The following is a 17,705-nucleotide window of genomic DNA, read 5'->3' as shown; positions in this document are numbered from 1 at the left end:
GTCAGCCTCCGTAACGCATGATGGCGGTCCGCTGACGGCTCGCCTGATCGCGCTGCCAGGAATCCTGGTCAGCGATCACTTGGTTGTTGTTGTTGACGATCTGCACCCGAGGGCCGCCACCGACGCCAGCACCGACGAGTTCGTCGACCTTGGAGATGTTGGATTCGGCGATCTTCCAGTGCGCGTTCTTGAGCACGGGTTCGGGCTCGTTGAGTCCGTTGAAACCGAACTCGCCTGGCATCAGCCAGCCGCCGGTGTCGAACAGAGAGGTGTTGTCCACCAACTCTTTACCGCGGCCCATCATGCCCGCGTACTTCGACGGGAACGCGCTGCGCTGCACAGCTTGCGCCACAGCACCGGGATCCATGGTTTCCCAGTTCTGCGGGAACTTCTCGTAGAAGAGTTTCGCGCTCTCGAACGGATTCATCCGTTGTTCGAGCGTGCCCCACTCCGGGAAGTTCTGCTGCTGGAAGAGTCCGGTCGAGCTGCCGTTGGATCCGACAGCGTCATGCGGAAGCAGCAGCGATGCAGGCAGTCCCGCGTTGGCGAACATCTTCAGCGGATCTCCGACCTCCACGAGGGCGGTCGCTTCACCGATCACAGCAGCGGACTCGGGAAGACCCATATCCTTTGCTGCACGTGCGATCTCGTACGCGTACAGATCGTGACCTGTGCGCACCGTCGTATCGACCGGGTCTTTTGTGCCGGCAACGATCGCGGCGTCCGCCTCGGCATTGGACATCGTCTCGGACTGTGATGTCGTCGACGATGTCGTGCCCGGCGTGATCGTGTACCGGTCCGCCAGATCCAGCCATTCACCGACGCCGAAGATCTCGATCGCGGAGTCCGCCCAGATCCCGGCAACGTCGGTGAACATCGTCTTGATTCGATCCCTCGCCGAGAACACCTTTTGCTTCTCCGGCGAGGTGGTCGTTTCCGTCGTCGTGGAGGTGGTGCCCGCTAGCGCCGACGTCGACGCCCCTGTCGATTCAGGGCTTTCCGGGGCAGCATCCACGTCCGGAGCGGAATCGCCGATAGAGGCCGATGTCCGCGTGTGAACGTGGTCCTGATGACCGGAATAGTCCGCAGCGAAATAACTTCCGCTCGAATCAGCGCTTCGTCCAGCCCATCCGATCTTCTGCCCGGTGTTCGGGTTCTGCCAGATGATCTGCTCAAGGCCGTCCGACTTCGGAGCGATCGACAATAGCCACTCGGCATATGCCTGCATCTTGTCCACGGGACCTGACCAGTCGATGCCACGATTGAGGTGATTGGGATTGGGCGCGTAGCCCGCCTCTCCTCGATCGCTCTCCTGATGGCCGGGATAGGTACTCGGCTGCAGTCCGTACGTCGACCCCAGGATGGTCACCCAGTCAGGGAATCCTGCCGACCCGTAGCTGATGCTGGATCCGGTCGGGAGGCCGTACGGCTCACCGACGCCGCCACCGCCCGAGGATGCACCTGACGGAGCCGATGTCCCCTGAGTGCCCGATGCGCCGGACGGAGACGACACGCCAGTGTTCTGGACACCGTTGCCTGCGCCCGAGTTCTGCGCCGGGGGTGTCCAGTTCGTTCCGCCGAACACCTCGGGATTGACCGGTGCGGGCGTCTGCGGTGTCGTGGGGACCATGCTCCAGTCCCGGTAGACATCGACCGGCTTGCGCTGATTTGCTCCGGCCTGAATGCCGCCCAGCACGCCGCCGCCCGCGAACTTCGGCAGGTCCGGAAACATCGTGTGCAACTCGGCCGCGGTCGGCGTCCAGCCGGCATTGAGCGCGCCGACGAGTTCGGATCCACCGTTGGCCATGGCCTGGGCGTTGACCACCCCTTCATCCGTCGAGACGAGTGCAGTGGGCATGCCCCATTGATCGATGCCGAGGATCGAGTCGGATGTCGGCGTGCCAGGTCCCCAGAGCGTGCCGTCCTTCCGGCGACCTGCGATGCCTCCGCTAGCGAGCAGCGGCAGGTCGGGAAAGTTGATCTCGGGACTGACCTGGACACCCGCGATTTTGGCTGCCGGGATCTTGAAGTTGTTCCACTTGTTGATGACCCAGTTCAGTGCATTCTTGAATGCCTCCTTGATGCCATCCCACATGCCGCTCACGGCAGATGTGATCCGGCCCGGGAGTCCGGTCACAAATCCAACGACCTCGTCGAACTTTCCGACGACCCAATCCTTAGCCGCGCCAGCGGAATCGAGGATGCTCTGCCACATTCCGGACGCGCTTGCAGCGATTCGTCCAGGCAGTCCCGTGACGAAGTCGACGAGTTCGTTCCACTTTCCGACGATCCAGTCCTTGACCTGGGTGACCTTGTCTCCGATCGCACCGAATGCCTGCTTGAGGAGTTCCCACCCTTCCTGCAGTTTGCCCCAGGCCCAGTCCCAGGTGGCGGTGATTCCACCCCACACTGCGTCCCAGATCGTTTGAAGCCATGTGGTTTTCGTGGCGATCAGTACGACTGCGGCGATGAGTAAGCCGATGCCGACGACGATGAGCATTACCGGGTTTGCGGACATGATGACGTTGAACGCCAACTGGATTCCGGACCAGATTTTCGTTGTCGCGGAGGAGAGTTTCGAAGCGACGTCGAAGTCCTTGACTGCCGACACGCCCTTCTTGACATTGTCTGCGAGTCCGACCGCTGTGTCCTTGGCGGAAACGAAACCATCCTTGAGGCCCATGGCGCCCTCTTTGACGGAATCGAATGCGCCCTTGGCCGTTTCGAATCCAGCAACAGCGCCGCCCATACCGGTCATACCGGCGATGGCGCCGAGCATCGAGCCTTCGTTCTCGTCGAGCATGCCCGTGAACTCGCCGAGGATCGGCATCACGTTGTCGCCGAGCATCGAGGTGACGTTCTCTTCGAGGCCACGACCGAAGCTCTGCATCGCCGCGAGCGGACCTTGATTCATGGTGTCCGAGGCGGATTCGAGGCTGCCCTCGAATCCGATCATCGAATCGCCTGCGCCGCCCATGGCTTCGAGGAATGCCGGGATCTCTGCCTTGTTCAGGTCTTCGAGCGGGGTGCCGAAGAGGGCGATCGCCGCCTCGGCTTGCTTGGCCGGATCCTCGACGGAGAGTAGACCGTCGACCATTTGCTGGAAGGCGTACTTGCCCTGTTCGCCGCCGATCAGCAGATCGTTGGCGACCAGCTGCGCGTCCAGACCCAACGATTTGAGGGCGTCCTGCGCCCCCTGGTCTCCGAGGTCGGAGGCCTTGATGCCGGTCTCTTTGAGTGCGTCACCGACTTTGTCCATGGCGATCGCGCCCTCGGCGGATGCGTTCACCAGCATGCCGAACGCCTCTTGACCGTTGAAGCCGAGCGAGGAGAAGAACGTGCCGTACTCGCCCATCAGCTCGGGCAGCTCTTCGCGCATCGCAGGGCCGACTCGCTGCGCCGCTGCGGTCATCAGGTCGAACGCTTCTGTGGAGTCCTTCGCGAGACCGTTGTTGACCAACTGCGCAGCGGACTGCACCGACTCGGAGACGTCGGTGTCGAAGATGTCCGAGAACTTCATCGCCGACGCGGAGATCTCGCCGAGCGCTTTCTCACCTTCGAATCCGGCCACAGGGAATGCGACCGCGACGGACTGCACCGCGAGCGCAGCATCTTCCATCGAGGTGCCGAGACCCTGCGCGTACAGCGATCCCGCTTCCTTGCCGTACTCCTTGGCCAGGTCGCCGGTGGCGCCCATCTGCGCAGCCATCTTGTCGAACGTGGCACCGTTCTCGAGGGACTTCATCCCGAGGTCGACGGCACCGCCCAGCCCGGCTGCACCGGCAGCGAACCCCGCGAGTTTCTTCGTGCCCGAGTCCAGTCCCGAGAACAGTCCCTTGAGGCCACGTGTTGCACTCTCGGCGGAGTCCGCGATGTCGTCCGTCGCGTTCGCTGCACGCTCTTCCGCCTCGGAGAGATTGCGCGTGGCCTTGTCGGCATCGCGCATCGCCGCAGCTTCTTTGCGCTTCGCAGCTTCGAGTCGCTCGGTTGCTGTCGCCAGCCGCACGGTGTCGGTGACACCGTCGTCGATGAGCTTCTGCAGGGTCTTCTCCGCGAGGCCCCGTCGGCCAGTGGCGTCAGCGACTTTGTCGGTCGCCTTCGCCAGCGACTCCGAAGCCTTCTCGACCTGCGCTCTGGCACCAGCGATACCACCCGCGATACCTTGTCCTGCCGCCTGGCCGGCCGCCTGACCGGCAGTGCGCATCGGCCCGACGATCTGACTGGTCATCTGGCCGGTTGCGCCCTGCATAGAGGGGATGACTTGCAGGGTTGCCCAGCCGATTGAAGCCACGTCGACCTCCTATTTAGTTGTTGTGCGCTCGCTTGGCGAGGAGTGCTTGGTTGCGTGCCTTCGCCCGCTCGTACGTGCCGACCTTGCGGCTGGCGCGGCGCGCTCGGATCGCCTTGTTGCGGTCTTCGCGGCGCGGATGGTCCTTGGGCCGCTTACTCTTCGGCGCGTTCACCCGAGCGTGAATCAGCCAGTTGTCGGCGAGCAGATGGTCGGCGAGTGTCCACGGCATGGTGCCGCCGTTGTCGGAGATCGCCAGCGCCGAGTCCATCGGCAGTCTGCGGATGTAGACCCACAGCAGACGCAAGGTCAGCTGTGAGTCACCGCCACCGGGCCGCCAGAGGTCACGCAGGTCGACGCCGTAAAACCGTTTGAGGTCGGCCTCGATGTCGTCGCCCCGATCTCGCAGGGCGACCAAGAGGCCTAGGAGTTTCCCGCGCCACCGGTGCCGACCTCGTCGGAGAAGAGCTGCATCAACTCGTTCGCAGCCTGATACGGGGTCTTGCCGTCACCCTGAGATCTCTTGCAGAACCACACGAACAGGCCTTCGCCGAGGAGCCCCTTGACCATCTGCAGGGTGTTCTTCTCGATCATGCCGAGCTGCCAGTCCCACCGCTCACTGAGTGTCGAGCGATCGATCTCGATCTCCTCGCCCCACAGGGTGAGCTTGATGACCGCGTCGCCATTCGCCTCGGCGCGGCGGGCATCGGTCTTCTTCTGGCGGTCCTGCGGCTTGGGTGCGTTGTCCGGGATCTTGCCCGCGGAGCGCCGCTGTTTGCGGTTGCCCTTGGGCTTCCTTTCGTGCGCTACCGCACGGGCGGCGGCCTCGTCCGCCCGCCGGATCTCCTCATCATTGTCCCTACTCGCTTCCTCTGCCTCGTCGGCGAGAGGGTCGGCAGGGATCTCGGCAATGCCCGCGGCGCCGTCGACGTCGACGAGCTTCGCCTGCGCGAGAATCATTCGCGCCGCAGCGATCTCGTCGGCGGTGGGAACATCGACCGCTTCCGGTTCGGTGTCGTCGAAGTCGTCGAAGTCAGTGTTTGCGGGCATGTGCAGCTCCTTGGTTGGTGCGCCAGACGGCTGGCGCGATGGCGGCCACCACTCGTGCGGCAGCATGTTCGGGGAGTCCGCCCTCGATCAGGGCGTCGTAGGTGGTGACGATGGGCGTGGCGAAGTCGGCGGAGTTGATCTCGCGCTCAGCGTCGGCGGCGTCGAGATCGTGTGCCTTCTGCACGATGGCGGCCATCTGCGTTTGCAGTTGCGGCGACATCTTCTCGCCGGGCTTGAGCTTGCCGAGCCGGATCGCAGCCTCTTCGCGCTCGGCCATGGACGGGACGCGGCGTGTCACGCGAGCCATCCGATTCCGATCCCGAATGTGAGCAGTCCGGCGGTCAGTAGCCAGCCGTTGCCGCTGCTGTCGAGTTTCACCCCGGCCTTGCGGGTGAACAGTCGGTAGGCGATGAAGTACAGGCCTCGGTCACGGTGTGGCCAGATGTGCGTTGCCATGGCGAACTCCTTTGTGCAGAAAGGGTTATGCAGCGGTAGGTGAGACCGACCGCCCGCCGGGCTGCACACCGGCGGGCGGTCGGGGTTCATCAGGCGGTGACGGTGACCGTGAGCGCCTTGCTGACGGTGTTCGGCGTCGGCGATGCCGCGTCGGTGACCGTGAAGGTGATCGACGGGGTACCTGCCGCTGTCGGGGTACCGGAGAGCACACCGACGTTCGACAGCGTCAGACCGGCGGGAAGGGTGCCGGTCTTGGACCACGTCTTCGCCCCGGTGCCGCCGACGGCGCCGAGGGTCTGCGAGTACGCCGTGCCGACCACACCGGCGGGCAGCGAGGTCGTGGTGATCGTGAGATCGTCCGACCCGGTGTTCTCGTCGACGAGGAAGAACACGTCGTTCTCGTTGTCGTTGGCGTGGTGCGCGGTGATCTCGTACGCCTCCTGCTCGCCTTCGACCATGCCGCTGTGGCTGGACAGCTCGAAGAGTGCGGGCTCGGTGGAGATGAGGATGCGCGTGGCGATGTCTTCGTCACGGGTGACGTAGCAGGTGTAGAAGTGCATCGTGCGCGGTGCGCCGACCTTGCCCTTGCGGGATCCGGGGAGTACGAACTTGCGCGTGACGTCGTTGTCCTCGAAGGCGGTGAAGCCGGTCGTGACCGTGCCCTTCTTGGACTTGCTGCGGTACCGTGCGCGGCCGAACGCGTCGTAGTGCGTGATCTCGATGGCCGGGGTGATGGGGATGCCGGCGGCCGCGTCGAGTAGTCCGACGAATCCTTCGATCCATCGCGGGTCGAGTTCGGCGTCGATCGTCTCGGGGACGAGGGACTCGATGTCGATTCCGGCGGCGATGAGGTCGGACTTCTCGATGACGTAGACCTCGGCTTCGTCCCAGATGTGCGAGGCTTCAGCATTGGTTACTGGAGGCATGACAAAACACCCCTTTCAGGGGTTCGGGCCACAGTGGTGGCGGGTTAGAGCGGGAGGGTGCGGACGGTGGTCCGCACGGTGAACGAAGCCATCAGGCCCCGGTTCTTCGGGTCGACAGCGTCGAGGATCCCGGACGGCTCACGAACATTCGCGATACCGGTGACTTTGTGCGCGAGCGCGAGGCCCATGCACAATCCTGCGAGATCTCGTGCGCTCGGGCGGTCGATCGCCCACACGGTGACGCGGAGGATCGGTCTGGTGGAAATCGGCCACCGCCCGGGTCCGCTGTCGTCGAAGACTCCGACGTGCGGGGGCATCGACGGTTTCCAGTCGTCGAGCAATCCGAGTCCGACTGTGCATGCGATCGGATCAGGCAGAGTCGGGATGATCGACTCGTAGAAGTCGGCGAGCAGGTTCGCCGGATCAGCGGGCCTGCGAGCAGCTTTCACTTCGCCCTCACCTCCAACCCGTAGGCAGCGGCGGCACGGGTGAGTGCGCCGTCGCTGGCCTGCATGTGCGCCGGCACCGAGATCGATGCCGCCTTGCGGTCGGTGGTGTATTCGGACACCTCGGCCTCGTTGCCGATGTCGGCGGCAATGCCGTGAGCGGCTTCGTTGACTGCGGCCGCGAACTCGGGCGACTTGAGGATTTCCGAGACGCCTTTACGGTTGAGCCGAAAACTGTTGCCGCTCATCCCATCGCCCGCTTCGCCACGATGACCGGACCGGACAGGTCCGGGTCTTCGTCGATCCACAGGTCCGCATCGCCTTCGATTTGCCACTCGTGCCCGCGGGCGTCGACGACGTCGGCGGAGGTGATGGCGCGCTCGACCGGACCGGGCGGGTAGATCTTGATCCCGCTAACCTTGCCGCTCCTGCCGACCTCGCCGAGTTCCTCGCTGCCGATCGGTTCGATCACGCATCCGTCGATGTCGAATGCGGTTCCCGTTGCGGGGATCCGCTTCTGACGGGCGTCGAGTTTCGTGCCCGGTCGGATGTGGACGCGCTCACCATCGCTCACGACGATCTCCGTTCCCGAAGTGCCCGAGCGCGATTTCCGAGGTGGCGATGCCGAGGAGTTCCTTCATCCAGTCCTCCCACACGAGTGCGGCATTCGGATTGGTGAGGGTGCCCGACTTGCCGCGGGGCCCGAGGGTTCGCGAGAAGGAGCTGAACCCGAGGTGCTCGCCCGGCCCCAGCGCGCTGCGCACCACCGAGAGGACGACGACGTTGGCGTCGGGATCGTCGGCGGCGATGTCCGGTCGATGCTTGCGGATCCATCGCTCCGCCGAACCGAGCAGCTTTCCTGCCCAGTTCTTCTCGGCATCGCTGAGGGGACGCCAGCCGTCGGCCAGCTCATCGGTTGTTGCGAATGCCATGACGCCCCCTCACTGTCAGCTCAGTGCCTTGATCAGGTCCGGCTTGGTGGCCTTCTCCGCTTCGTCGCGGTCGTATCCCTGCCTGACTGCGTACTCGACCCACTCGGGCTTGAGCGCCGACTCGGCGGGCGGTCCGTCGCCGGCATCGCCGTCGAGGTCGAAATCCTCGATCGTCTCGGGGATCTCGATAGCTTCGATGAAACCTTCCGCTTCGAGCCGAGCGATCTCACCAGCGTCGACGTCCTCGCCGACCGGCTGGCCCGCGTACACGTAGACACGAGAGCCGTTGCTCTTCTGCCGCACCACTGTCAGTGCGGCCTTGCCGAAGTACTGCTTCGCCATCTCAGACTCCCGTCACCTTCAGAGCCGCCATCGGCTCCTGAACCATGGGCACGCCGACCTTGCGGGCCTGGATGCGCCAGCCGTCCGCCTCTTCCTTGCGGAAGCGCTTGGTCTGGACTCCGTCGGCCTTGCCGGTGTAGCCGCCGCCCTGATCTTCGAAGGCGATGGACCCGAGCTGCGTCGAGTCGAGAACCATCACGTCCGTAGACGGTGGGAGGTTCGTGGTCTTGACGATGTTGAATCCGGCGATCGAGATCATGCGGCCGGTCAGCACAGGCGCGTCAGCGCCTTCGCGGGGCAACCGGTCGAGGATCTTCGCCGCGCCGAGGATACGAGCGAACGACGTCGGTCGGGCGACGATCGTGTTCACCTCGAATCCTTCGTTGAGTTCGTCGATCTTCGCCCCGGAGAGCAGCGCGTCGAGGAACGGGTTCGCACCGGCGGTATTCCACGCGGCCTCTGCCGCCTGAGTCTGTGTCACCGCGGAGGCGACGGCAGAGAGGCACACCTCGTCGAACTGCTTGGTCAGCCGGTTCGCGAGCTTGATCAGCTTGCGGACAGCCAGATCCATCCGGGCACGCGAGACGAGAGTGTCGGGGAACTCGGTTGCGAGCGCCCACTTCTCGGCAGATACCTGCGTGATCGGTCCGGCGGTATCGCCGGTGAGCGGGTACTCGCCCATGTGAGCGACACGCTCGGCGGCGCGGTCGGAGTAGATCGATTCTCCGGTCTCGAAGATCGCGGACCCGGAACCGGTCAGATCGACCTTTCCGGACAGGATGACCGGGGAGATGAGTCGCTCGTCGACGAGGTCGCGCAGCACCCTGTACAGCAGGACCGGGTCGTTCATGAGTCGATCGAGGGTGATCTTCTGACCGTTGATGGTCGGCCCCTGGTCGGGGTAAGTGGTAGGCATCAGGCCAATTCCTTTCTCAGCGTGTGAACTTGACGGGGAACTGGACACCAGCGCCGAAGGCTGCTTCCAGCGCAGTACCGACCAGGGCGTCGGGCACATCGGTGCCGGAGACCCAGGTCGTGACCTGACCGCCCGCGGCGCACTTGACGCGTGCGCCCTGGGCGATGGGACCTGCAGCGGTGGGGTACTGGACTGCCCCGCTGTAGGCGACGAACAGCTGACCGGCTGCCGCGTCCTGGGAGGCGATGCCGACCCAGTCGAGAGCACCGGCGCCGGCGGGGAGACCGGCCGCTGTGACGATCTGGCCGCCGGTGACACCGCCCGCGCCCGCGGTGCGGGTCGGGTGGGACAGACCGCCGGTGAACTTGGGCAGGTAATCAGGCACGGAGTGCTCCCTTCGAGAGTCCGAACTGCGCGGCGAAGTCGTCGAGCGACTCGTCGGAGACGGTGGTTTCGTGTTCTTGTGCGTGGCCGATGGATTCGCCGACCGGGATCAATCCCTCCGCCAGCGATGCCAGCACCTCGCGGCCGCCCTTCGGATCAGCCTTGAGGTAGTTGAGCCAGTGCTCGCGCTTGGCGGTCGGGAACTTGCCGGCGCGGATCGCGTCGTCGACGAGACGGGTGCGGTCCTCGGATTCCTGGCGCTCTGCCGCAGCCGCGCCTCGCGCTGCCTGTGCCTGCAGTGCGGCGAACTGGTCTGCATCGACGGCGACGACGCCCTCGGGCAGACGAGCCGTGGTCGCACCGGTGGTAGCGTTCTCCGATTCGGATCCGCCTTCCTCGGGTGCGGTGGCAAGTTCTTCGACCGCCGTCACGACGTCGTCGGCGGTGGCACCCTCCTCGAGCCCGAGGGCCTCGAGGACGGAGGTTTCCTGCTCGTCAGTCAGTGTCAGTGCCACTGTCGAGCCTCCTTTTCGTGTAGACCCGACCGAGCGTGCGGCTGGGGTTGTGGGCGCCCGATGCGATGCGCTCGGGCGAGATCCGGCACGGTCTTCGTGACGGACGATCTGTGGGGGCGCCGGCGCTTCACGGCGACCGGCGTAGTTGAAGATCGACAGGTCGAACGAATTATTCGCAGCTTTGTCGTCTTCCTCGGTTTCGGCTTTGGCGTCGACGCGATTGGCGAGCCCGGCGTCGACGGCTTCTTGTGCGGAGTACCAGGTTTCGGCGAGCATGATCTCGCGCCACTCGTCGGTGGTCCCACCGGCACGCTCGGCGTAGATGGATGCGATGTTGTTGCTGACGCGATCGAGATCGTCTGCGACCTTGCGCATCTCGCCCGCGTTGCCGATGCCGAAGCATGAGGCGTCGTGAATCATCATTTCGCTGTTGCGGCGCATGACGACCTCGTCGCCGGCCATGGCGATGAAACTTGCGGCGGACGCGGCGAGCCCGTCGACGTAGACCGTGACGCGGGCTTTGTGCGAGCGGAGCGCGTTGAGAATCGCGATGCCGTCGTAGACGTCACCGCCGGGCGAGTTCAGGCGCACGGTGATTTCGTCGGCGGAGATCGCGCCGAGTTCCTTGGCGAAGTTCTGGGCGCTGACGCCGCCGTACCAGCCGTAGCCGATTTCGTCGTAGATCAGGATCTCGGCGGGGCCTTCGTCTTCCTCGGCGGCGTTCCGGATCTGGTACCAGTCGTGTTTGTCCGGACGAGCGCTGGCGCGCATCCGGCGTTCGTTTCGGTTCACTCGGAACCTCCTTCGGATGTGGTCTTCGTCGGCAGGCTGTATGCCTGGCGCACTGCGGCTTTGACCGCGTCATCGGGTTCGAGCAGTCCGGCCTCGACGAGGAGTTTGAGGGCCTCGGCGACGGCGGCGTATTGCGAGCCGATCTCGTCGAACACGACCAGTGGGGCCGGTTCGTCCTCGCCCCAGTTCAGATCGACGAGGTCTTCGACGACGTGCTGATTGAAGGTCTCGCAGACCGAGTCGGCGAGCGCCTGCAGCGAGAAGACGAAGAAGTCCGCGAAAGTCGTACCCAGTGCCCACGATCCGGTCTGTCGCCCGAGGTTGAGGAAGTGTGCGAGAACGGATTTCGCGATCTGGTCGTCGTGATAGTTGATCGGTCCTTGTGCGTCGGGCAGGTTGCCCTCGGGTGCAGCCAATCGGAGTTTCGCGCCGTACGGTGTGGCCGCACCTGAGACGTCCCCGGATCGGTAGGATCGGGCGATCTTCTCGCCCTCGACCAACTGTTCTTGGGAGTCCTTCGGGCCAGCTTCGTAGACGGGAACGCCGAGGCCGTTGCGGTCGACCACCTGTGCTTGTGTCCGCAGCAACCGGTCCTTGAGGAGCCAGTTCTTGTACGCCGAACGCAGCAGCGAGTTTCCGCGCCAGTCTCCGGGGTCGCCGTCGAGGACGTAGGCGACGAGCTGGCTGACCGGGATCGGCTTGTCCGTCCCGCTCTGCTCGATCGAGATCAGTCCGCCGTCGCGGGCGGTGGTGATTTCCGAGATCGTCCTCGGCATCCGCGGAGCGAGTTTGCGGAGCCGCGTCATACCGGCGTCGTCGATGCGGTAGTTCTGTTCGAAGAACATGTGCCCGAACTTCGCTTGCAGCAAGGCCAGTCGAAGGTGCTCTTTGAACGAGAACCGACCTCGCGCACGACCGGCAGGCGGAGCGTCCGACCCGACCACCGGCAGTCGCAGATCCTCGGCAACCAGTGCGACGACCTCGGGCCGGGCACCGTTCGGTTCGAGTCGGGCCTTCGTGCGCCGCACCGGCAGTGTCACCGCTTGCAACACTGATCGAACCTGACTGTCTTGCCGAGACATTCGCTCGTAGACCTCACCGGCCTGGGGCCAGCGAAGCTCGGGGGTTTCCTCGAGGTCGACTGCCCAGTAGCCACCTTCGTCGGAGACGTAGCCGATTTCGGCGGTCGGGCTTGTCGTGGCGGCCTTGTTGATCCATGGCGTCACGCCTTCGCCCACAGGTAGTTTCAGAGCGTCCACCAGCCACCTCCTTCTCAGAATCCAGCGGTCATTACTTCGTCCAGTTCCTCCCGCTGAAGCGGTGGAGCCTGGATGGGTAGTTGGTCGGGTGTTTCCTCGAGTTCTTGTTCGAGGAGCCAGAGCACGTAGAAGAACGCGATCAGAGGCGCGGCGTCTACGGGGGAGTTCCTTCGGTCGATGACCCACGAGTCGCCCAGTGCCTTCGGTCGCGCCGTCGCGGCCGCAAGGTCGAGTCCCTGGTGTTGCAGGTGTTTGACGAGTTTCTTGTCGACCGCGTCGAACGCGATGCCAGTGGCGCGCACGAGATCCGCGCCGGCCAACTCGACGAGTGGCAGATTCGCATCCGACCCGTCAGGGAGCTTGGCATTCTTGATCACATCCCGCAGCGACGACGCCGGGGCGCCGTTGGTCTGCAAGGTGAACGCGTCGTAGCGCCGGCGATGTTTGATCAGCCACGGCACCACCCAGTCGGTCCCGGGCCGCTGGGCTGCGATGTCGACGACGGAGCAGCCTTCGCGATCCTTGCCGCCTCGGGCGATGTACGTCGTAGTTCGATCCCACGAAACATCGATTGCCAGAACACGTTTGGATGCGAGGGCAATCCTCGCCGTGTTGTCCTGTGTCCCGATCCACTTTCCCTCGGGGAACGGACCTGCCTCGGCGGTCGAGATCCACCGGCACAGCACCTCGACGAGGAACACCGAGATCGGGTCGGTACGCATCGCGGATGCGATGGCGCGCTCGGTGATCGTGTATCCCATCGACGGGTTCGCCCATGCCCAGCCCTTGCGGTCGTTGCGTGCAGCGTTCGGCGGGGCGGACCACTCGAAGAGTCCGAGCGAGTCTCCGTCTTCGAGATCTTCCTCGGAGAGATCCTCGGCCATGCCGAGGGCGGATTCGTCCTCGTTGCCATCGGGCCACCCGAGCGCCTGATGCGCGAGAGCGCGCAAGTAGCGCAACACGATCGACAGCGCGTCACCGGCGTTGGAGAATCCCCACACCTGCGCCTTCGGCCGAGCGAGTGTCGTCTTCGTCGACGCGCCCCAGGCATCCCAGTTCTGATGCTCACGCAACTCGTCGAGCAGTACGAGATCACCGGTGAACCCGCGAGCCCCACGACGCGAGGCCGCGGCGACTCGGTACTGTTCCCCGGATTCGAGGAGCAACGATTTCTTGCCGTTCGTTTGCACGACGTGCGCGATCTCGGCTTCGAGTTCCTCGACGCCCTGCGCCATCTCGACTGCTTCGCCCCACGCCTTCTCTGCGTTGGTCAAATCCTGGGCTGTGCCGATGACGGTGCGGGAGCCTTGGACGTAGATGTGCCAGAGCGCCAGGATCATCATCACGAGCGTCTTGCCGTTCTGGCGCGCAACGAGAACGAGCACGGTCCGGAACCGGTACAGTCCGTCAGGGCGCAATTCGAGCGCGTGGATCAGTAGCCATTTCTGCCAGGGCAGCAGCGTGATTCCGACGATCTCCTCGGCGAAGCGGATGCACGCGAACCCGTGCGAGGTCTCGGGCGTCAACTCGCGCAGCGGCGGGGTGAAGATCCTCGGCAATTCGCTGCCGTAGAGCGTTGGCTTGCTCATGCGCTCTGGCCCTTGCCGCCGTTCAGACTGCGAAGTTCGCCGAGTTTGCCCTTGGCCTGCTTCTTTTCTCCGAGCGCCTTGCGGCCTATCGGCGTGAGACCGAGCGACTCGCAGTACTTCAGGTACGTCGGAATCGAGACGTTGTCGACGGCAGGCGGTTTCGCGTCATGCGAATCGGCCCATTCGAGGGCGCGGTCGCGGAGTTCCTGCTCGGTGTCGATTTTGCGGGCGAGAGCGCGCAAGGTTTGGAGCGCGCCGGCGTCCATGTCGGTCAGATGGCCGGAGGCGGCGGCGATGGCCTTCTCGGTTGCTTCACTCACACCGAGGTCGAGCGCATCGTCAGGGTCGTTCACGGAGGCCCCCTCCCTACATCCGCGTGCGCGTGCGTGCGTGCGCGCAACCCCCTGTGAGCCCAGGGGGAGATTGAACGGAACCGGCGGAGTGTCCGTGGGGTGGGGGGTCCGGATTTTATGGCTCTGACCTGCAGTTATGCCGAATCTGCCACGTAAGTGCAGGTCAGGGGCTTTTCAGTCCCATGCTTCTGATTGGACCCAGGTGTCGGTGTCTGCTGCCTTGTTGCCACGGCTGCGGTTGCATCCGGAGTGCGACGGGCGCAGGTTCTCGGGGTCGTTGGCGAGTTGCGGGTGAGTGCTCACCGAGAAGTAGTGATCAGCTTCGTACGACTCGGTCGCGTTCGCTGGTGCGTCATAGTCGATCTGTTGTCCGCACAGCCAGCACGGAGCGTTCCTCGCCTGACACATCGCTCGATGGTTCGCTCGGATCTTGCGCCAACGATGCCCCGAACGTCCCGCACTACTCATGCTTGCCGCCTGATGCGATCTGAGCCTTCAACGACTCAACTCGCTTCGAGTAGAAGATGACCGCGTCGTAGTCGTACATGACACGGGCCTTCGTGAGCAGGTTCCGGGCGTCGAACAACATGTCTTCGAGACTCGGGCACATCAGGACCTCCACATCCGCAAGGTGTTGACGATCGCCCACTTGATCAACGCGAGGCTGGGCATCTCTGCTCTCGCTGCATCATTCGACGCGACCACCAGGCGTAGTCGAGGACCTCGTCGATCTGCACCTGAATGCTCGGTTTGCCGAGGAAGGGGCTGATGTAGTCGAGGCCTTCTTGGATGACTCGGGGGAGTGCCACGCCTTCGAAGACCGCGAGCAGGTCGCCTTCGTATGGGAACTCCATCAGATCACCCAGAACTCGATCAGCGCCCATACGATTCGGATCGCTTCGATCAGGTCGAGGATCACGGCAGTGCCAGATCGTGGCGCACCGTTGCGACAGTGCAGCGGAAGAACTCGGCGATGGCGCCAACCGGGTAACCGCGCTTGTGCATCCGCTGGAATGCGTTGGGCTCTTTCGCCTCTACGCCCGAGAACTTGAATTCGCGCAGATCGATGTGGGTTGGGGGCACGGGTGCAGACATGCGATCCTCCGGTTAGTTGAAGTAGCGGGTGTGATTGCGCAGGTAGCCGACGACAGATCCGAGCTGGTCTGCGTTGTCCCAGTCGCAGACGCCATCTGTTGGGATGCACTTCGATTCGACTGGCACAGTGAATGCGCTGCGCTCGCCCGACATCGTGGCGCCGAGGACCCCGGGAAGTGCGATCTGAGTTTCGATCCCCGAACCTGTTTGGCGTGGATCGGAGTACACGACCCCGGACACATCGGCTGGCTGTGGTTCGGCGAGGACATCGCCGACGATGCGGGCGCCCTGCGAGTAGCCGATGACGAGTGTCCCGTCGGGTGCGTCGGCGAGTTCCGCTCGTAGTGCCTGGGTTCCGGCTTGCACCGACTGGTCGTAGCTCGGCCACAGGACCGTTGCCGGATAGTCGATCGAGGTCACGGTGTCGCCGGGCTGGATCTCGCGAGCGAGCAGTGCCGCTCCGGATCGTCCCGTGCCGTCGACGACGATCACGGTGCGGGCGCTCGCATCAGCAGGCGTGAGGACTGGGCCGATAACGCAGCAGGCGAGAACGGCGAGCAGGGCGAGTGAGCGCATGACACCCCCGATGTGAAGTTGTGAATACCTGCAGCTCAGGCAGGTTCGCTCAGCGGCGGGTAAGCCGTGGCGGAGAGGTGGACTCGAAGTCCCGCCTGTTGGTTCCCTCGACTGGATTCGAACCAGCACTTTCACCCGATCATGGCGGGCAGCTCTGCCTTTGAGCTACGAGGGAATTGCACCTCGGACCGTGCGCCGGCTGCCGAGGTCACTATTGAGTTGTTTATTCAGTTGTTGCGGCGAGGCTGATCTGCGAGTCGCCGCGTACCTCACTGAGAGCGAGGACGTGGATCAGTCGTCTATGCCGAAGACTTGATCGCGGGCTTTGCGGAGTGTGCGGATCATTCGGTTGAGTGCTGACCGGTCGAACGTGGTGCCGTTGATTTGTGGTCCCGGATGTGCACTTTTCCCAGGCAGCGCCCAGGCGACGGTGATAATCGGTGTGTTGGCATCGCCTTCGACCGCAACGGCGCTGTCGTAGAACTTCTCGGATGGCATCTCGCTCCTCACTTTCGTGCCCGTCCCGGGCCTCGCCCCTTGTGATTTTGTTTCAGGGGGAAGTCTTGATTTGCCAGACAAACCAATCGGTCGGCAATAACCTATTGCGACGTGCGCATATGGGTGTGCACGCCGCAATAGGAGGCTTTGAAATGAAGGTTTCGGCGTATCACTCAACGAATCCGTCTGACCCGGACGTGTACCACGATCACAACGACTGTCCTTCCGGCAGCCAGATTCCGGCACGGAACAAAGCGAACGGAACCGGTGGTCACCGTCGGTGCGCTACCTGCGTTTCGATGGATTGATTCGCGAATGGGCGTCGCGACGGTGTGAGTAGAGTGCGTGGGTGGCGGGGCCGGTGTTTCTGGGTGAATGACCGGTCTCGCCACTCGCTGAATTCGAGCGAATTGTGTGCGCGTTGATTTCTGGAGCACGCGGCCGGTGATGTACGGCTGGTGCGTCGACAGATCCAGGCGCGCCCCTGGACGAGGTGACGCTAGTTCGTGTCAGGGGCTTTGTTGCGGATGACGTTGTTGATCAGTTCGATCCAGCGCTCATCGAGGTCGGGGCCGACTGCTTGGGCGGCGCGAGCGCGGATCGTCTCGCGGACTTCTTCTTCCGTCATACTGCTGCCGATTCCTCCTGCTGGCGGAGATCTCGAATCGGTGTTGGGTACCCGTTCACGAGGGCTGCAGCGATGAGAAGCTTCTGGTCAGGGGTTGCGGAGGCGATCGTCTGGCTGTTCACAGGCCATTATTACCAGATCTAAGGATTTAGCTAGAGTTTGGGTTCGGCCTGGTCCGGGACGGTAAGCATCCAGTCACTGCGATAGTCGGGGTGGTCGGCGTACGAGGCCGCCAGTGCGGTGAGCGTGTCTTCGGCAAGGTGATGCGCAGCGAAGTCTCCGGAGACGTGATTGTCGATGATTGCTATGCAATTGTCGATGATCATGCGTTTGGCCAGGATGTCGAGGGCGGTTCGTTCCGGTACGCCGCAATCGCAGGGCAGCGGTCCGTGTGAGCAGTTCTCGCACCTCGCGGAACTGCAGCGTGTGTAGTGAGGAGCGGCTTCCGCGTCTGCATCCAGGCGATCGTTGAGGAACTTCGCTAACTCTTTCACGCGGCTGAGTTTGCTACACGATCGCTGAGCTTTTCAAGTACTTGTTGTTCAAAGTCACAGACATTCCGGTCGCAGGAAGGCAAGGGTGTTTAACTTCCGGACGGTTGCCGTTCGTGCCTGTTCTGTGCACGCGCTCTACTGAAAGCGGATGTGCGGGCGGTCGATT

At 63.8% G+C, this 17,705-nt stretch carries 26 protein-coding genes and 1 tRNA gene; all 27 read right to left on the bottom strand.

The features are described from left to right. Position 1: 1 nt before the first annotated feature. The 27 genes from EHW12_RS17680 to EHW12_RS17565 all read right to left on the bottom strand — a co-directional run bounded on the left by EHW12_RS17680 (position 2) and on the right by EHW12_RS17565 (position 17,539). Positions 2-4,291, bottom strand: a complete 4,290-nt coding sequence (locus tag EHW12_RS17680; RefSeq protein ID WP_125051338.1) for a hypothetical protein — start codon at positions 4,289-4,291, stop codon at positions 2-4. 13 nt (positions 4,292-4,304) lie between these two features. Continuing rightward, on the bottom strand, positions 4,305-4,706 hold the full coding sequence (locus tag EHW12_RS17675) for a hypothetical protein (protein ID WP_125051336.1): 402 nt from the start codon (positions 4,704-4,706) through the stop codon (positions 4,305-4,307). Between the two features lie 5 nt (positions 4,707-4,711). Further along, positions 4,712-5,338, bottom strand: coding sequence for a hypothetical protein (locus EHW12_RS17670; protein ID WP_125051334.1), 627 nt, complete (start codon positions 5,336-5,338; stop codon positions 4,712-4,714). Further along, positions 5,322-5,636 carry a hypothetical protein gene (locus tag EHW12_RS17665; protein ID WP_125051333.1) on the bottom strand — a complete coding sequence of 105 codons (315 nt, stop codon included), beginning with the start codon at positions 5,634-5,636 and terminating at the stop codon, positions 5,322-5,324. The genes EHW12_RS17670 and EHW12_RS17665 overlap by 17 nt, the downstream gene beginning before the upstream one ends. Beyond that, positions 5,633-5,794 (bottom strand): hypothetical protein, encoded by a 162-nt coding sequence (locus EHW12_RS34645; RefSeq protein ID WP_164490586.1) that lies wholly within the window; start codon positions 5,792-5,794, stop codon positions 5,633-5,635. The genes EHW12_RS17665 and EHW12_RS34645 overlap by 4 nt, the downstream gene beginning before the upstream one ends. 89 nt (positions 5,795-5,883) lie before the next feature. After that, entirely contained in the window at positions 5,884-6,720 is an 837-nt protein-coding gene (locus EHW12_RS17660; protein ID WP_125051331.1) for an Ig domain-containing protein, read from the bottom strand. Positions 6,721-6,764: 44 nt separating this feature from the next. Next, positions 6,765-7,169 (bottom strand): hypothetical protein, encoded by a 405-nt coding sequence (locus tag EHW12_RS17655; RefSeq protein WP_125051329.1) that lies wholly within the window; start codon positions 7,167-7,169, stop codon positions 6,765-6,767. After that, positions 7,166-7,414 (bottom strand): hypothetical protein, encoded by a 249-nt coding sequence (locus EHW12_RS17650; RefSeq protein ID WP_125051327.1) that lies wholly within the window; start codon positions 7,412-7,414, stop codon positions 7,166-7,168. The genes EHW12_RS17655 and EHW12_RS17650 overlap by 4 nt, the downstream gene beginning before the upstream one ends. After that, the gene (locus EHW12_RS17645) at positions 7,411-7,740 is read right to left on the bottom strand and encodes a hypothetical protein (RefSeq protein ID WP_125051325.1); all 330 of its coding nucleotides are present in this window, start codon (positions 7,738-7,740) and stop codon (positions 7,411-7,413) included. The genes EHW12_RS17650 and EHW12_RS17645 overlap by 4 nt, the downstream gene beginning before the upstream one ends. After that, a complete protein-coding gene (locus EHW12_RS17640) occupies positions 7,727-8,098 on the bottom strand; it encodes a hypothetical protein (RefSeq protein WP_125051323.1) in 372 nt (123 codons plus the stop codon). The genes EHW12_RS17645 and EHW12_RS17640 overlap by 14 nt, the downstream gene beginning before the upstream one ends. A 15-nt stretch (positions 8,099-8,113) precedes the next feature. Beyond that, positions 8,114-8,440, bottom strand: coding sequence for a hypothetical protein (locus EHW12_RS17635; protein WP_125051322.1), 327 nt, complete (start codon positions 8,438-8,440; stop codon positions 8,114-8,116). A gap of 1 nt (position 8,441) precedes the next feature. Further along, positions 8,442-9,356, bottom strand: a complete 915-nt coding sequence (locus EHW12_RS17630) for a hypothetical protein (protein ID WP_125051320.1) — start codon at positions 9,354-9,356, stop codon at positions 8,442-8,444. Between the two features lie 16 nt (positions 9,357-9,372). Further along, the gene (locus EHW12_RS17625) at positions 9,373-9,741 is read right to left on the bottom strand and encodes a DUF2190 family protein (protein ID WP_125051318.1); all 369 of its coding nucleotides are present in this window, start codon (positions 9,739-9,741) and stop codon (positions 9,373-9,375) included. Continuing rightward, the gene (locus EHW12_RS17620) at positions 9,734-11,047 is read right to left on the bottom strand and encodes a head maturation protease, ClpP-related (RefSeq protein ID WP_125051316.1); all 1,314 of its coding nucleotides are present in this window, start codon (positions 11,045-11,047) and stop codon (positions 9,734-9,736) included. The genes EHW12_RS17625 and EHW12_RS17620 overlap by 8 nt, the downstream gene beginning before the upstream one ends. Continuing rightward, the gene (locus EHW12_RS17615; RefSeq protein ID WP_241198992.1) at positions 11,044-12,306 is read right to left on the bottom strand and encodes a DUF935 domain-containing protein; all 1,263 of its coding nucleotides are present in this window, start codon (positions 12,304-12,306) and stop codon (positions 11,044-11,046) included. Before EHW12_RS17615 ends, EHW12_RS17620 begins: the two co-directional genes overlap by 4 nt. Before the next feature lie 14 nt (positions 12,307-12,320). Continuing rightward, positions 12,321-13,895, bottom strand: a complete 1,575-nt coding sequence (locus tag EHW12_RS17610; RefSeq protein ID WP_125051314.1) for a terminase family protein — start codon at positions 13,893-13,895, stop codon at positions 12,321-12,323. Further along, positions 13,892-14,248 carry a hypothetical protein gene (locus EHW12_RS17605; RefSeq protein WP_125051312.1) on the bottom strand — a complete coding sequence of 119 codons (357 nt, stop codon included), beginning with the start codon at positions 14,246-14,248 and terminating at the stop codon, positions 13,892-13,894. The genes EHW12_RS17610 and EHW12_RS17605 overlap by 4 nt, the downstream gene beginning before the upstream one ends. A gap of 174 nt (positions 14,249-14,422) precedes the next feature. Continuing rightward, a complete protein-coding gene (locus EHW12_RS17600; RefSeq protein WP_125051310.1) occupies positions 14,423-14,716 on the bottom strand; it encodes an HNH endonuclease in 294 nt (97 codons plus the stop codon). Continuing rightward, positions 14,709-14,897, bottom strand: coding sequence for a hypothetical protein (locus EHW12_RS17595; RefSeq protein ID WP_125051308.1), 189 nt, complete (start codon positions 14,895-14,897; stop codon positions 14,709-14,711). Before EHW12_RS17595 ends, EHW12_RS17600 begins: the two co-directional genes overlap by 8 nt. A 4-nt stretch (positions 14,898-14,901) precedes the next feature. Then, complete coding sequence (locus EHW12_RS17590; protein ID WP_125051306.1) at positions 14,902-15,102, bottom strand: hypothetical protein; 201 nt, start codon at positions 15,100-15,102, stop codon at positions 14,902-14,904. 61 nt (positions 15,103-15,163) lie between these two features. Further along, positions 15,164-15,343, bottom strand: coding sequence for a hypothetical protein (locus tag EHW12_RS17585; RefSeq protein ID WP_125051304.1), 180 nt, complete (start codon positions 15,341-15,343; stop codon positions 15,164-15,166). Positions 15,344-15,355: 12 nt separating this feature from the next. After that, complete coding sequence (locus EHW12_RS17580) at positions 15,356-15,919, bottom strand: cutinase family protein (protein WP_125051302.1); 564 nt, start codon at positions 15,917-15,919, stop codon at positions 15,356-15,358. Positions 15,920-16,018: 99 nt separating this feature from the next. Then, positions 16,019-16,094: transfer RNA gene (locus tag EHW12_RS17575), tRNA-His, on the bottom strand. A 116-nt stretch (positions 16,095-16,210) separates the two neighbouring features. Beyond that, positions 16,211-16,417 carry a hypothetical protein gene (locus EHW12_RS17570; protein ID WP_125051300.1) on the bottom strand — a complete coding sequence of 69 codons (207 nt, stop codon included), beginning with the start codon at positions 16,415-16,417 and terminating at the stop codon, positions 16,211-16,213. Between the two features lie 499 nt (positions 16,418-16,916). Beyond that, entirely contained in the window at positions 16,917-17,045 is a 129-nt protein-coding gene (locus EHW12_RS35895) for a hypothetical protein (RefSeq protein WP_265153801.1), read from the bottom strand. Beyond that, positions 17,042-17,167: a hypothetical protein gene (locus EHW12_RS35890; protein WP_277426202.1), complete on the bottom strand. Its 126-nt coding sequence runs from the start codon at positions 17,165-17,167 to the stop codon at positions 17,042-17,044. The genes EHW12_RS35895 and EHW12_RS35890 overlap by 4 nt, the downstream gene beginning before the upstream one ends. A gap of 30 nt (positions 17,168-17,197) precedes the next feature. Then, the gene (locus tag EHW12_RS17565; RefSeq protein WP_125051298.1) at positions 17,198-17,539 is read right to left on the bottom strand and encodes a DUF6221 family protein; all 342 of its coding nucleotides are present in this window, start codon (positions 17,537-17,539) and stop codon (positions 17,198-17,200) included. Positions 17,540-17,705 lie beyond the last annotated feature (166 nt).

It is taken from the genome of Rhodococcus sp. NJ-530 (genome assembly GCF_003860625.1).
Lineage (GTDB): Bacteria > Actinomycetota > Actinomycetes > Mycobacteriales > Mycobacteriaceae > Rhodococcus_F > Rhodococcus_F qingshengii.
This window is presented reverse-complemented; position numbering and strand designations above follow the sequence as displayed.